The organism is Agrobacterium rosae (genome assembly GCF_002915175.1).
GTDB classification, from domain to species: Bacteria; Pseudomonadota; Alphaproteobacteria; order Rhizobiales; family Rhizobiaceae; genus Agrobacterium; species Agrobacterium rosae.
Map to the genome: position 1 here is coordinate 238680 of NZ_NXEJ01000001.1, position 14060 is coordinate 252739.

15 protein-coding genes are annotated in these 14060 nt (G+C 59.2%); 3 read left to right on the forward strand and 12 right to left on the reverse strand.

Annotation, left to right across the window (positions count from 1 at the left end; translation table 11 throughout):
• Positions 1 to 38 precede the first annotated feature (38 nt).
• The gene (xseA, locus tag CPJ18_RS01225) at positions 39 to 1637 is read left to right on the forward strand and encodes an exodeoxyribonuclease VII large subunit (protein WP_103656677.1); all 1599 of its coding nucleotides are present in this window, start codon (positions 39 to 41) and stop codon (positions 1635 to 1637) included.
• Positions 1638 to 1775: 138 nt separating this feature from the next.
• Here xseA and CPJ18_RS01230 read toward each other — a convergent pair whose 3' ends face one another.
• Complete coding sequence (locus CPJ18_RS01230) at positions 1776 to 2276, reverse strand: MarR family winged helix-turn-helix transcriptional regulator (RefSeq protein WP_103656678.1); 501 nt, start codon at positions 2274 to 2276, stop codon at positions 1776 to 1778.
• An 81-nt stretch (positions 2277 to 2357) separates the two neighbouring features.
• On the opposite strand from CPJ18_RS01230, the gene CPJ18_RS01235 reads away from it, so the two are divergent.
• A complete protein-coding gene (locus CPJ18_RS01235) occupies positions 2358 to 3221 on the forward strand; it encodes an EamA family transporter (RefSeq protein WP_103656679.1) in 864 nt (287 codons plus the stop codon).
• 6 nt (positions 3222 to 3227) lie between these two features.
• Here the strand turns inward: CPJ18_RS01235 and CPJ18_RS01240 are convergent, their stop codons facing one another.
• The 3 genes from CPJ18_RS01240 to CPJ18_RS01250 all read right to left on the reverse strand — a co-directional run bounded on the left by CPJ18_RS01240 (position 3228) and on the right by CPJ18_RS01250 (position 5372).
• On the reverse strand, positions 3228 to 4466 hold the full coding sequence (locus CPJ18_RS01240) for an aminopeptidase (protein ID WP_103656680.1): 1239 nt from the start codon (positions 4464 to 4466) through the stop codon (positions 3228 to 3230).
• Between the two features lie 72 nt (positions 4467 to 4538).
• Positions 4539 to 5015: a Cys-tRNA(Pro) deacylase gene (gene ybaK / locus CPJ18_RS01245; RefSeq protein WP_103656681.1), complete on the reverse strand. Its 477-nt coding sequence runs from the start codon at positions 5013 to 5015 to the stop codon at positions 4539 to 4541.
• Positions 5016 to 5024: 9 nt separating this feature from the next.
• Positions 5025 to 5372 carry an ArsC family reductase gene (locus tag CPJ18_RS01250; RefSeq protein WP_103656927.1) on the reverse strand — a complete coding sequence of 116 codons (348 nt, stop codon included), beginning with the start codon at positions 5370 to 5372 and terminating at the stop codon, positions 5025 to 5027.
• Between the two features lie 195 nt (positions 5373 to 5567).
• Here CPJ18_RS01250 and CPJ18_RS26705 point away from each other — a divergent pair, with 195 nt between their 5' ends.
• Positions 5568 to 5735, forward strand: coding sequence for a hypothetical protein (locus tag CPJ18_RS26705; protein WP_164470680.1), 168 nt, complete (start codon positions 5568 to 5570; stop codon positions 5733 to 5735).
• 157 nt (positions 5736 to 5892) lie between these two features.
• Here the strand turns inward: CPJ18_RS26705 and CPJ18_RS01255 are convergent, their stop codons facing one another.
• The 8 genes from CPJ18_RS01255 to CPJ18_RS01290 all read right to left on the reverse strand — a co-directional run bounded on the left by CPJ18_RS01255 (position 5893) and on the right by CPJ18_RS01290 (position 13648).
• Positions 5893 to 6567, reverse strand: a complete 675-nt coding sequence (locus CPJ18_RS01255) for a 2'-5' RNA ligase family protein (RefSeq protein WP_167397805.1) — start codon at positions 6565 to 6567, stop codon at positions 5893 to 5895.
• 107 nt (positions 6568 to 6674) lie between these two features.
• Positions 6675 to 8252 (reverse strand): glutamine-hydrolyzing GMP synthase, encoded by a 1578-nt coding sequence (gene guaA / locus CPJ18_RS01260; RefSeq protein ID WP_103656683.1) that lies wholly within the window; start codon positions 8250 to 8252, stop codon positions 6675 to 6677.
• Between the two features lie 84 nt (positions 8253 to 8336).
• Complete coding sequence (locus CPJ18_RS01265) at positions 8337 to 8975, reverse strand: 5'-methylthioadenosine/S-adenosylhomocysteine nucleosidase (RefSeq protein ID WP_103656684.1); 639 nt, start codon at positions 8973 to 8975, stop codon at positions 8337 to 8339.
• Positions 8965 to 9420: a PaaI family thioesterase gene (locus tag CPJ18_RS01270; RefSeq protein ID WP_077119568.1), complete on the reverse strand. Its 456-nt coding sequence runs from the start codon at positions 9418 to 9420 to the stop codon at positions 8965 to 8967. Before CPJ18_RS01270 ends, CPJ18_RS01265 begins: the two co-directional genes overlap by 11 nt.
• Positions 9421 to 9491: 71 nt before the next feature.
• Positions 9492 to 9944, reverse strand: coding sequence for a TspO/MBR family protein (locus CPJ18_RS01275; protein WP_103585154.1), 453 nt, complete (start codon positions 9942 to 9944; stop codon positions 9492 to 9494).
• 51 nt (positions 9945 to 9995) lie between these two features.
• Positions 9996 to 11087, reverse strand: a complete 1092-nt coding sequence (locus CPJ18_RS01280; RefSeq protein WP_103656685.1) for a DUF1513 domain-containing protein — start codon at positions 11085 to 11087, stop codon at positions 9996 to 9998.
• Between the two features lie 3 nt (positions 11088 to 11090).
• Positions 11091 to 12212 (reverse strand): imelysin family protein, encoded by a 1122-nt coding sequence (locus CPJ18_RS01285; RefSeq protein WP_103656686.1) that lies wholly within the window; start codon positions 12210 to 12212, stop codon positions 11091 to 11093.
• A complete protein-coding gene (locus tag CPJ18_RS01290) occupies positions 12212 to 13648 on the reverse strand; it encodes a di-heme oxidoreductase family protein (protein ID WP_245445274.1) in 1437 nt (478 codons plus the stop codon). The genes CPJ18_RS01285 and CPJ18_RS01290 overlap by 1 nt, the downstream gene beginning before the upstream one ends.
• Positions 13649 to 14060: the final 412 nt, after the last annotated feature.

The following is a 14060-nucleotide window of genomic DNA, read 5'->3' on the forward strand; positions in this document are numbered from 1 at the left end:
CCGATTTGCGAATCGCGGGCCATGGGGTAGAAACGGGCATGAGCGATATTTTCAGCCAGCCACTCACCAACCTTGCCGAATTTTCGGTTTCGGAGCTTTCCGGCTCTATCAAGCGCACGGTGGAGACCGCTTTTGATCAGGTGCGCGTACGTGGCGAAATCTCCGGTTATCGCGGCCAGCACACATCGGGCCACGCCTACTTTTCACTGAAAGACGACCGCGCCCGCATCGATGCCGTCATCTGGAAGGGCAGCTTTTCCAAGCTGAAATTCCGCCCGGAAGAGGGTATGGAGGTCATCGCCACCGGTAAGATCACCACCTTCCCCGGTTCATCCAAATACCAGATCGTCATCGAAAGCCTGGAGCCAGCCGGTGCCGGTGCACTGATGGCGCTGCTGGAAGAGCGCCGCCGCAAGCTGGCCGCCGAAGGTCTGTTCGATCAGACGCGCAAGCGCCGTCTACCCTATATGCCGAGGGTCATCGGCGTCGTCACCTCGCCAACCGGCGCGGTCATCCGCGATATTCTGCACCGCATTTCAGATCGTTTCCCCGTGCATGTGCTGGTCTGGCCGGTCAAAGTGCAGGGTGAAGGTTCCGGCGAAGAAGTCGCCAATGCCATCAGGGGCTTCAATGCGCTGGAGATTGGCGGGGTCATTCCGCGTCCCGATGTGCTAATCGTTGCGCGCGGCGGCGGCAGTCTGGAAGATCTGTGGAGTTTTAACGACGAAATCGTCGTGCGCGCTGCTGCCGAGAGTGCGATACCGCTAATATCGGCTGTCGGCCACGAAACCGATACGACACTCATCGACCATGCCGCCGATGTACGCGCGCCCACCCCCACGGGTGCCGCCGAAATGGCCGTGCCTGTCAAGGCCGATCTGGAAGCCCAGCTTGCAGGTCTCTCCGCCCGTCTCTCCGGCTCCATGTCCCGCCAGATGGACAATCGCCGCCAGGGCGTGCGCGCGCTCGTGCGCGCGCTTCCCTCGCTGGATCAGCTTCTCGCCCTGCCGCGTCGCCGTTTCGATGAAGCGGCCAGTGGCCTCGGTCGCGGGCTGGAATTGAATACACTCAACAAACGCCGCAGCTTCGAGCGTACCGCGTCGGGCCTTCGCCCGGATGTGCTGGCCCATGGCCTCAAACAGCAACGCCAGCGCATTCAGGAGCGCATGCAGCGCGCCGAAAGCCTAGTTGAGCGCCGCCTGTTGCAAGCGCAATCGCGCGTCTCATCGTCGGACTCGTCTCTGCGCGCACTGCCAGCCCGGTTGCTCGGCCAGCTGGAACGCCAGAAGGAAAGGGTGGCCAGCGCCACGCGCCGCACCGATACCGCCGTTCTGCACCGCATGTCGCAAAACCGGGCTGGCATCGCCGCCCATGATCGCATTTTGCAGTCGTTGTCCTACAAGAACGTGCTGAAACGCGGTTACGCCGTCATCCGCGATGAAGACAACCGCCCACTGACCCGCGCCGCAGCCGTTGCCTTAGGTGCTGTGGTATCGATGGAGTTTGCCGATGGCCGCGTTTCGGCCGTTGCCGGTGGTGCGGATGTCCAACCCGCCGAGACGCTGACGCCAGCGCCCAAGAAGAAGACGGTGAAAACGACCCCGTCAGACCCCGTGGATCAGGGCAGTTTGTTCTAAAAACATCTCTCTTCCGTCATTCCGGCCTTGAGCCGGAATCCAGTTGTCGCGCGTCTGCGCGGAAAGAGAGTCTTTGCGCTTCAGACGTAGCGCAGCTAGACCCCGCATCAAGTGCGGGTGACGGAGGAGGGGAAGCGCTCACTCCAAATCCGCCAGAAACACCTTGAGCAACCGGTTGAACTCCCGCCTGTCATCCTCACTCACCGCGGCCATCAGCCGATGCTGGTTCGCCACATGGGCCGTCACCGCCTCGTCCACCGTGGCAAACCCCTTGTCCGTCAGAGCAATCAGCACACTGCGCCGGTCTTCTGGATTGTCGATGCGCTCCACCAAGCCAGCCTTTTCCAGCTGATCGATGCGGTTGGTCATGGTGCCGGAGCTGACCATGGTCATGGCCAGCAGCTCACCGGGGGAGAGGCGGTAGGGTTCGCCCGCCCGGCGCAAGGTTGCCAGCACGTCGAAGGCGGAAGATGACAGGCCATGTTGCAGGAGAACGGCCTCCACCTCACGCCCGAGATGGGTGGACAGCCGGTGCAGGCGGCCCATGATGCCCATGGGTTCGACATCGAGGTCCGGGCGCTCCTTTGCCCATTGCGCCAGAATTCTATCGACGTGATCATCTACGGGTTTTTCACTCATGGGAAAGAGATATCATCAAGTATCTTGACGTCAAGATAAAAACGCCTATCCTGAATTTATCTTGACATAGAGATTCTTGAAATGAAGAAAAATACGAATTACATTGCCGATGTCGTCATGACGGGCATTGCTCCGGCTATCTGGGGCAGCACCTACATCGTCACCACATCGTTTCTGCCACAGGGTTATCCCATGCATGTCGCCATGCTACGGGCATTGCCTGCCGGTCTGTTGCTGCTGCTTCTGGTGCGCAAACTGCCTTTCGGCATATGGTGGGGCCGCGCCTTTATTCTCGGTGCGCTGAACTTCGCCTTCTTCTGGGCCATGCTGTTTGTTTCGGCCTATCGCTTGCCCGGCGGCGTGGCCGCTACCGTCGGTGCTGTGCAGCCGCTGATCGTCATTGCGCTATCGCGGCTGTTTCTGGGAAGAGATATTCGCGCACCCACCATCATCGCAGGCCTGATCGGCATGGCGGGCGTGGCGCTTCTGGTGCTGACACCGCATGCCGCGCTCGATCCCGTTGGCATTGCAGCCGCCCTTGCAGGCGCGGTTTCCATGGCTTTCGGAACGGTGCTGACACGCCGCTGGCAGCCGCCGGTTTCCAACCTCACCTTTACGGCGTGGCAACTGACGGCGGGCGGGCTGCTGCTGGTGCCGGTGGCGCTCTTTCTGGAGCCTACTTTGCCAACTCTCACGAGTCAGAATGTGCTGGGCATGGCCTATCTCGGGCTGATCGGTGCGGCCTTCACCTATCTCCTGTGGTTCCGCGGACTGGCCCGCATCGAACCCTCCGTGGCGGCATCGCTCGGGTTTCTGAGCCCCGTCACCGCCACACTTCTGGGCTGGCTGGCGCTCGGTCAAAACCTTGCGCCGGCGCAGATTGCCGGTTTTATCATGGTGCTGTTCAGCGTCTGGCTCAGTCAGAAAAGCCAGGCCCCACGATAATGCTTATCAGGCCCACTCGCCCTTGCGCATCACAGGCACCTTCGAGCCATCGGCTCTGACACCGTCGATATCGACCTTGTCGGAGCCGATCATCCAGTCGATGTGGATAAGGCTGGAATTGCCACCCTGTGCCTTGATCTGGTCTTGGCTGAGCGAGGCGCCATCGAGGAAGCACTTGGAATAGCACTGTCCCAGCGCAATGTGGCAGGACGCGTTTTCATCGAACAGCGTGTTGTAAAACAGAATGCCGCTTGCCGAGATGGGGGAGGAATGCGGCACCAGCGCCACTTCGCCCAGACGCCGCGCGCCTTCATCCGTATCCAGCACCTTATTCAGCACCGCTTCGCCCCTGGAAGCCTTGGCCTCCACGATGCGGCCGCCTTCGAACTTGACCTGGATGTTGTCGATCAGCGTGCCCTGATGCGACAGCGGCTTGGTGCTGGAGACGTAGCCATCCACCCGCAGCGCATGCGGCGTGGTGAAGACCTCTTCGGTTGGAATGTTCGGGTTGCAGGTCACGCCGTTCTTGGCCATCGACGCACCGCCGTGCCATTCATGGCTGTCTGCCAGACCAATGGTCACATCCGTGCCGGGGCCGGTGAAATGCAGCGCGGCGAAACGCTCGCCATTCAGCCACTTGGAGCGCTTGGCCAGATTGGCATTGTGCTCCGCCCAAGCGGCAACCGGGTCGGCCAGATCGACGCGGGACGCGGCGAAAATCGCATCCGCCAGCTTCTTCACGGCCTCGTCTTCAGGAATGCCGGGAAACACCTGTTTGGCCCAGGAAGGGTTGGGGTATGAGATGATGTTCCAGTTGATGTCGAAGTTGGAAATCTTCTCCAGCGCCGGCTTATAGGCCATGGAATTGGCCTTGTTGGCGCGCGCCACCTTGGCCGGGTCAGCATCGGCTAGCAGCATGGGGTTGTCGCCGGAAATCGCTAGACGGGCGGCGCCATTGGCATAGGCTTTCGCCATGCCCTCATAGAGCCAGCCGGAAGCCTTGTCGAAATTGGCGTCGCTGGCATGGGCGTAACGCGCAAGCGTCGTCTCTTCGTCGGAATAGAAGGTCGTCACCAGGCCACTGCCCGCCATATAGGCATGCTTGGTCAGAAACCGCACCAGCGGCAGGGCTGCCAGCGGCGCGGTGATGACCAGATCCTGATCCTTCTGCAATTGCAGCCCGACCTTGACGGCAACTTCGGCCAGTTTTTCGAGTTTGACGGGATCGATGGGAGAAACTGTCATGATGCGCCTTCACGTCTATATTGCGAGGCGCAAAACATAGCCCATTCGCGGCGAAAGCCAACCGGCTTTCTGCTATTCGCTCACCAGCGGTGCCGCGATGGCTTTCAAAACTGACTGCGCATCCCTGGGCGAAAGGCGCACCTGCAATCCCCGTTGCCCGCCATTCATATAGACGAGATCATGGCCCATCGACTGGATCTCGATGGCTGTCGGCACCTGCTTTTTCTGGCCAAAAGGGCTGATGCCACCGACATGGTAACCGGTGGCGCGTTCGGCATCGGCAGGCTTCATCATCTGCGCAGATTTGCCACCAAAGGCCGCTGCCAGCTTCTTCATGCTGACCTCATGGTCGGAAGGCACGACAACGCAGACCGCTTTGCCATCTACCTCTGCCATCAAGGTTTTCAGCACCAGATGCGGCTCAGCCCCGATGGCCTCCGCCGCCTGAAGACCGATGCGTTCGGCATTCGGATCGTATTCATAGGTCACGGTGGTGAGGGAAATACCGGCCTTGGTCAGCACCTGCGTCGCGCGCGTCGTCTTCGACATGGGTTTCGCCTAACAGAACAGCGCCGCATAGGTGTCCGGCTTAAAGCCAACGGTAACCTTGCCATTGGCTTCCAGAACCGGACGCTTGATCATCGATGGCTGCGCCGACATCAGCGCAATCGCCTTCGCGCGCGTCAGGTCTGTCTTCTCGGTCCCATCCAACTTCTTGAAAGTCGTGCCAGCGCGGTTCAGCACCGTTTCCCAACCGGCGGCATCGCACCAGGCATTGAGATGGGCCGCATCGATCCCGGCGCTTTTGTAGTCATGAAACGCGTAATCGATGCCTTCAGCGTCCAGCCAGTTGCGGGCCTTCTTCATCGTGTCGCAGTTCTTGATGCCGTAAATCGTAATCGTCATATCATCAGCCTTTTCATGCCCTCCCAATGAATAGCAAAATATCAGCCGCATTCAATTGCCATCAACCTATGCAAATTTGCATGATCTGTCATCCAAACGAGTTCGAGCTAAGCTGCATGGCTTGTCTGCCATATCATGAGTTGTGCAAAAGCCCTCGAATGCTCATATTCTGGGCAACACGAAGGAGAGACCCACATGCGTAACGTTGCTAAGACATCCCGTAAATTCTTTGGCGAAACCTTTGCCGTTTTCGGTGCGGCTCTTGCAGTTTCCGCCGCTGTCCGTTCCCACCGCAAGCCAGCCGGCGCTGACCTCGACGCCCTCGGCATCGACCGCAAGGCTTTCGACAAGGTTCAGCTCTAATCTTGAATTGTCGCTGGCGAGGCATGATGGCCTCGCCTTGGCATGAGGCGGAATACGCCTTTTGCGTCGTAGTTGCTTAGCTGAATTAGTGCTTGGCATGTCGCCCTATCGTCCTGTGTGTGGACGTAAAACCCACATATCTCAGTTTTATCCTAGATTATTGCCACTGCGGGAATTTCATCTGTTCACCGATGGCTCGGTAGTGATTGCGATCAGCCTGTAAGCGCCACCGCCCGCATTGTTCATGTAGCGTCTCGCCATAGTGACTGAAGACGAGTTCAAAGTCGCTCACAGTCCAGCAATATGCGTGCGATACACGCATCGGTTCTATCTCTCCACATCCATAAATGATTGTCATATGCGGCGTGAAAGTGCTTTGGCATATGTGGGGCAGATTGCGCGAGCGCAACCTCGTTTGCAGCATCTGTGTGAGGCACGTCATCTCAGGAATCACCGACGCACTCTTCAAAGCGAGACTCTTGCGATTTCCGAAGTGAGCCGCCGTGTCCATAGTCATGGGGATTGGGTGCGCTGAGAAGTCCTGTAGCACCGTTTTAAGGCGTGCAATCAACCTGTCGGGGCGGGTTTGGAATGCCCCAATACAGAGCAAGCTGACATGCAGAAGTTCGGCGGGATACGCACTCCGCGTCGTCCGGCCCAAAGCATGTATCTGAGCGTCGTTGAAAATTGTCTCAGAAAGAGCGCTGGGCGGTTTTGTCATCAGCAACAATTTGCTGAGTTTCTGCCGATTATGGCCCCGCATCGTAGCAGGCGCGAGCCAGTCAAAAGACAGTTGCCGCGGTTGGTCCGCTGACGCTGCACTATCACCCATGATGATGCTCCCTGGCCTCATGCCAAGGCCAGAAAGCTACCATCAATCAATTCAAATAAAAAGAACAAAATAAGAACAAATAAGCGGGGAAAGAACCCCGCCTTTTGTTATTCCCACTCGATCGTGCCAGGCGGCTTGCTCGTCACGTCATAGACCACGCGGTTGATGCCCTTGACTTCGTTGATGATGCGGGTTGCCGCACGGCCCAGAAAGTTCATGTCGTAGGGGTAGAAATCCGCCGTCATGCCATCGACGGAGGTCACGGCGCGCAGGGCGCAGACGAAGTCGTAGGTGCGGTAGTCGCCCATGACGCCCACGGTCTGCACCGGCAGCAGCACGGCAAAGGCCTGCCAGATGGTGTCGTAGAGACCGGCCTTGCGGATTTCATCCAGATAGACGGCGTCTGCCTTGCGCAGAATGTCCAGCTTTTCACGCGTCACAACACCGGGGCAACGGATGGCAAGACCCGGGCCGGGGAAGGGGTGGCGGCCGATGAAGCTTTCGGGCAGGCCAAGTTCGCGGCCAAGTGCGCGCACTTCGTCCTTGAACAACTCGCGCAGCGGCTCCACCAGCTTCATGTTCATGCGCTCTGGAAGACCGCCGACATTGTGGTGGCTCTTGATGGTGACGGATGGGCCCCCGGAGAAGGACACGCTTTCGATGACGTCAGGGTAAAGCGTACCCTGCGCCAGAAACGCTGGAGAACCCTTGCCATCCGAGGCGATCTTGGCTGCTTCGGCTTCAAATGTCTCGATAAACAGGCGACCGATGGTCTTGCGCTTCACCTCAGGGTCGGAAACGCCAGCCAGTTCCGTCAGGAACAGATCGGACGCCTCTACATGCACCAGCGGAATGTTGTAATGGTCGCGGAACATGCTGACGACCTGCTCGCTCTCGGCCAGACGCATCATGCCGTGATCGACGTAAACGCAAGTCAGCTGGTCGCCAATCGCTTCATGGATGAGGATGGCCGCAACGGAGGAATCGACGCCACCAGACAGTGCGCAGAGCACGCGCTCGGTGCCCACCTGCTCGCGGATCTTGCGGATCATCTCGGCGCGGTAGGCCGCCATCGTCCAGTCGGATTTCAGGCCGACGATCTTGTGCACGAAGTTGGACAGAAGCTTGGCACCGTCAGGCGTGTGCATCACTTCCGGGTGGAACATCGTGGTGTAATAACGACGCTCTTCATTGACGGCGATGGCAAAGGGCGCATTCTCGGACGTCGCCGCCACTTCGAAACCGTGCGGCAATTGCGTGACGCGGTCGCCATGGCTCATCCACACGGGGTAGCGTCCGCCCAGTTCCCAGAAGCCGTCAAACAGCGGGCTCGCCTTCTTGATCTCGATATCGGCGCGACCGAATTCCGCCGCATGCCCGCCTTCAACGGTTCCGCCCAGCTGGGTGCACAGCGTCTGCTGGCCGTAGCAAATGCCGAGGATCGGAATACCGGAATCAAACACCGCTTGTGGTGCGCGTGGGCTTCCCTCTGCCGTGACAGATGCCGGGCCGCCAGAGAAAATCACGCCCTTCGGCTTCAATGTCTCAAACGCTTCCGCCGCATTCTGGAACGGGTGGATTTCGCAGTAGACTCCGGCTTCGCGAACACGGCGCGCAATAAGCTGCGTCACCTGGCTGCCGAAATCGATGATGAGGATGCTGTCGGGATGGGCTATCTGGGTCATGGCGAGCCTTTAAAGAAATCCGGGGCTTTAGGCAACCCGTGACATGGCCTGAAAAGCCAGAAAATAAGCGATTGCGCAAGAGATTTAGAGCGAAATGCTGCCATCTTCTATGGCGCGGCACAGCCTGTCCACCGCATCTGCCAGCTTCTCGTCGATGACATGCAGATACTCCGTCCAGTCGGAAATATGGCTCACATCCGCCTTTCCATCGGAGATGCCGCGCAAACCGATAAGCGGAATATCGAAACGTTGGCAGGCGCGCAAAATGGCAAATGTTTCCATCTCCACCATTTCAGCATCCACCCCTTCATAGGCTACGCCGGACACGACATTGGCACCGGTGGAAAGCCGCGCCTGGGCCACGCCGGAAATGCGCAGCGGCAGGGCGATTTCGGCGGGAAGATCAAGAAACGGTGTGCAGCCTTTTTCGAAACCGAAGGCAGAGGCATCCATGTCGCGATAGGACACAGAGGTGGCTTGATAAACCTCTGCCTGCTCCAGCACGCGCGATCCCGCAGAACCAAGCGAGACGACGAGATCGGGCAGTTGATCGGCAGCGTGGAGAGCGCTCAACGCTGCGGTCAGCGAAATCGCCGCTTCCACCGGGCCGACACCTGTCATCAACGGCTTGAAACGTGCCTTCAGATGCGGGCCATATTCAGCATCCGCCGCCATCACGAACAGCAGGCGCTTGCCAGCAACATCTACCATTTCAGAGCTCATTGAAATCTTCCCGGCCCTTCATCGCCATCATCGTCGCCGTCATGGAAGCAATCAGTTTTGCCGGTCCGGAATCGGACACTGCATAGGCGCGACCGTCTGCCACGATGATGTTGCTGCCCGGCTTGGTAATTTCACCACGAAACAGAAACCGTTCGCCCCGCCCGGGCGACATCAGGTTGACCTTGAACTCGATGGTCAAGACAGACGCATCCGGCTCGATGATGGTATAGGCAGCGTATGTGCAGGCCGTATCCAGCGCGGCGGCAATGACGCCGGCATGGAGTATCCCATGCTGCTGGGTGAGTTTGGGGTGAAACGGCAGCTCGATTTCCACCAGCCGGTGCTCGATGCGTGAAATTTCGGCCTTGATCGCCTGCACGACGCCCTGACGTGCGAAGCTCTTCTCTATCCGCTGGCGATAATCGCCGGGATCGGTGAAATCCATTCCCCTGCCTTTCCTTGCTCTTTGACAAGACATGGCGCGTGCATCGCCACATGGCAAGGGGAGTGCATCTGCTAATTGAGATAAACGATGCTGGCGTTGAGCAGCGTGGCAAAGGCCACCCACACCGCATAGGGTACGAAAAGCCACATCGAAATGCGGTCGCGCGTAGACGTCATGATGATGAAGGCGATCACGCAAATCAGCATCGGCACGATGAGAATAAGCGCGCCAGTGGGGCTTTGCATGGTGAAGAAGATAGGCGACCACAGGAAATTCAGCAGCATCTGGCTGCCCCATAGCTGCATGCGCCCGCCCATGCGGCTTTGCAGCCAAGTGCGCGCACCGGCAATGGCGATCATAACGTAAAGTGCGGTCCAGACCGGCCCGAAAATCCAGTTGGGCGGGTTGAAGAACGGTTTGTTGAGCGTCTGATACCATTCGCCCGGCACATTGTTCATACCGATGAGCGCGCCGATGGTAACGACGGCGAAGACGAAAATGAGATAGACCAGCGCTTTTTTCATGTGACATGAAAGGCGCAGAAGATGCTTTGGTTCCAGCGCTATTTCAATAATTTAGCCGGCAAGTCTAACAATGTGCTGGTCCCACGCCACAGCGCTGGTTTTGGCCGCGAATTGCCCGTCATAGGACGAGGTGACAATGCCCTTCGCGGCGGCTGCAACGCCCGCCGCCTCGCGAAGCATCGTCTCTTTGACAACCCTACCGCTTTTCTCATCCAGCATCACCGTCGCATTGCCGTTGGGCGACGTCAGGCCGATGATACCATCTCGGCGGTTGACGGCGATAGCGCCGACATAATTGGCCAACCGCGCCGTCGTTTCCTCCGGCAGATCAATGAAACGCAGATCGTCGCCCTTGGAAAAATGCCCCACTAGCGGCGGCATGGCGTTGCGCGGTCCCTCATACTGGCAGGCAAACCAGATGCGCCCGTCGCTGCCCAGATCGACATGGCGGGTGGAGAGCTGGCGCAAATCTTTCGCAAGCCCATGCCGCTGGATCAGCCGTCCCGTCGCCGCATCCAGTAGCACCAGCGAAGGCTCCATCGTGTCGATGTTCAGTTTTGTGCGCCCGAAATCCGGGTGGGTCTCGATGCCACCATTGGCGATGATGATCATTCGCCCATCGTCGCTCACTGTCATGTCATGCGTGCCGATGCCGCGCGCATCATATTCGCCGATGCGCCTGAAGCCATCGCGGGCATCATAAAGACCGATCACGCCGCGATTGCGGTCGAAGTCGTTTTCGCTGGCGTAAAGGATCGATCCGTCGGGCGAAAACTGGCCATGTCCATAGAAATGCCGGTTCTCCGGCGTGTGCATGACGATGGGCTCGCGCCGTCTGGCCGGATCAAATGCCATGAAGAAGGTGCCAGGCCGACGCGCAAACGCAACCGTCACACCGGTGGCGCGGCTGGTCGCCATGCCATGGGCGCGGGCAGGCAGAACCAACCGGTCGATGATCTCGCCCGCCTCGCTCACCGTCGCCACACCGTATGAACCGTCACGGTCGCGGAAGGCCGAGGCGAAAACGGCATCCGTCTGCTCCAGCGCGTAAAGCGAACGCGGCGCAAGCGACGCCAGAAACGGCAATCCCGCCGCTTTGATAAAGGTGCGCCGGTCGATCAGCAGCCGTTTGTCGCGCGCCACGGCTCAATCCCCATCCGCAAAGGAAAAGCCGGAACTGAGGCCAATGGCCCCGCCATATTGATCGTTGATGCGGTAGATCAGGTCCTTGCCGTTCAGAAGCAGATAATCGACCTTGGCGCGTTGCTTGTCGTCATCAAGCGCCTTTTCGACATCGGGTTCGATGGTGGATGCTACTCGAACCATGGATTTGGCAATGAAATCGATGGAGCTGATGATGGAGCGCTGGTCGGGCGGCAGAAGATCGCTCATGCCAGCCTTGTGCAATAGGCCCTGCACCGCAGCCACATTGTCGCCAATGCTCGTCCATGTCAGGCCCGAGCGCCAGTAGATCGCGGTGCGCGGAAATTTCACATTGTCCGGGCCTTTGTAGAAGGTCTCGATGCGCTGGTCGCGAATGGCTTCGGAGCCGTGCACCAGAATGCCCAGCAGCGCCACCAGCGCCTCGCGTTCATCACGAAACACGGGATTATCCGGCCCCGGTTCCTTCCAATTCTTCGCCGTACCGTCAGGCGCATCCCAGAGGTCGGAAAGCTCAGTGCCGATATTGGCGATATTGCCAGCAATAGCCGCGCCATAACGGCAGCGGAAACTGTTTTTCGCAGCCGTCACATCATCGGAACCAGTGCCGTAAAGCACATATTCCAGCGCGCCAAACCCCTGCGCCGCGACACTTTTCGCCCGCAGTCCCTGCGGCGTCGTCACGCTCTCGTCTTTTTCCGAAAGGTAACGCTGCACCTGCTTGAGACCAAGGCCCTTTTTGTCGGGATAATACAGCACCCGCTCGAACCGGTTCTGCTCGATAACGGGACCGACGCGGACTATCTCGATCCCTGCCCATGCATGCGTCGCATCGGCAAAGCCCGCTTTCGCCGCTGCCATCGTGTCAGCGGAAGGGGCGGCGCACAGCGCCTGCATCTTGCCCTCAAGCGCCTTGGCGCTATCGCGAAAACCATCATAGCCGGGGCGGATGAAGCCATCCACGGCCTTTGCCATCACGCTGCGCACCTTCACCGGGTCGAGAGGCGGTGGTGGCATCAGCTCCACATCCTGCGCCAGCGCCGTGCTGAAGCTCATCAGAAAAGCGAGCGGCAGAAGGGCATGAAATTTTCGCATCGCATTGTCCATCACAGAGACTCCAGAAATGTCAGCAAAGCCTGTCGGTCAGACTTTTGCAAGGCAGCAAAAGCATCGCGCGCTGTTTGTGCCTCGCCGCCGTGCCATAGGATTGCTTCGGTCAGGCTGCGCGCCCGCCCGTCATGCAGGTAAAAGCCATTGCCGTTGACGGCTTGCGTCAGGCCGATACCCCATAGCGGCTGGGTGCGCCAGTCGCGCCCGCCAGCCTCACCCACCTGCTGCCCATCCGCTAGGCCATCGCCCATGTCGTGCAGCAGAAAATCGGAATAGGGCCAGATCAGCTGAAAGGAATGCAGCGGGTCGTTCGTGTCGCGCTTGGTGACGAATTTCGGCATGTGACAGGATGCACATCCCGCCGCATAAAATTGCTGCTTGCCGCGCAGAACTTGCGGGTCATCAACATTGCGGCGTGCAGGCACGGCCAGATTTTCGGTGTAGAATGTCATCAGATCGAGAACCGGCGAGGGCGCTTCCACATCGCCCAACCGCTTCTGCACGCCGGTCGGCATGGAAAGACAGTCGGTCTGCTTGTCCGTGCAGTCGCCAAAGGCATTGGGCGCATCCGGCGAGGATATGCCGATATCGTGAGACAGCGCATTGGCGGCCTGATCCCGCACTCTGGCATTCTGCGCCTTCCAGCCGAAACGACCCAGCTTCAACGCGCCGCTGCGGTGATCGCGCACCCATGCCGGTCTGCCACCGCCAGGCCTGGCATTGGCGAGAATATCCTCATCCGCAATGGCCTCGATCAAGCCCAACCCCAGCGTCGGCTGGGCAATGCGGGCAGACAGCGTAGTGTCCGGTTCCAGCGGCCCATAACTCAGCCCCTCGATGCCATAGCTTGGCTTGCGGAGCGATACGGTCTCGCCATCACCCAGCGTCACCGTCTGCTCCTCATAGGATATGGCAAGCTTGCCCTCGGGATTGAGGCCAGGAACCGCAAGGTTCTGAAGCTGCCTGCCATAGGTCGCGTCAGGAAAATTCAAGACATCGTGGCTGGCTATCGCCTTTGTTTCTTCCGGCGTGCGGGCAGGGCGGGCAAGCCGCAGGAACATCGACACCGCATCCTCATTCTCCACCGGCGGTCGCCCGCGCCCGTCCTTGATGTGGCAGGTCTGGCACGACCGGGCATTGTAAAGCGGTCCCAGCCCGTCGGACGCCTGCGTGGACGACGGCGAGGACACCCACAATTTCTGAAACAGCGCATTGCCCAGCTTAAAGTCCTGGCCGCGCTCGAAGCTCATGTTGGCGGATGGTTGGGAGAAGGGATCGGTTGTGGCCGTGGTGGTTGCCGCTCCGGCGGACATGGCCTCGGATGGTTCGGCTTTCGAGAAATCCGCTGTGGGGCGTGTGATCCGGGTTACGCGCGTAAGGTCTGCGGTGGAGAGATCGTTGCGGGTAGTGGTTTCGGCTCCGGTGCCGCCCAATACACTATGGTGCGCTTGGCTTACCCCCCTCTGTCCTGCCGGACATCTCCCCCACAGGTGGGGAGATTGGCAAGTGGCGACCTCTCGCATATCTTCAACGTCGCGGATGAAGCGGAGAGCGTGAGACTGGCTGATCTCCCCACCTGTGGGGGAGATGTCCGGCAGGACAGAGGGGGGTGAGCCAAGCGCACTGTCGTGGGTTATGGCGATACTACTAGCTGCCAAGATAAACAGAAGACAGAAAAGGCGTAGTTGCCGCAAATGTCTCATGAAACCTTACACATCGGGTTTAGGGACGCGGTCGCGCCACTGTCATGCCAGTTCGCGGCCTGATGGAGAGTGAACCTTGTTTTTCGCAAAATGATCCGCCTGCAAAACGTCTGGCAGCAGTAGACAGGCCGCATGTCACCAC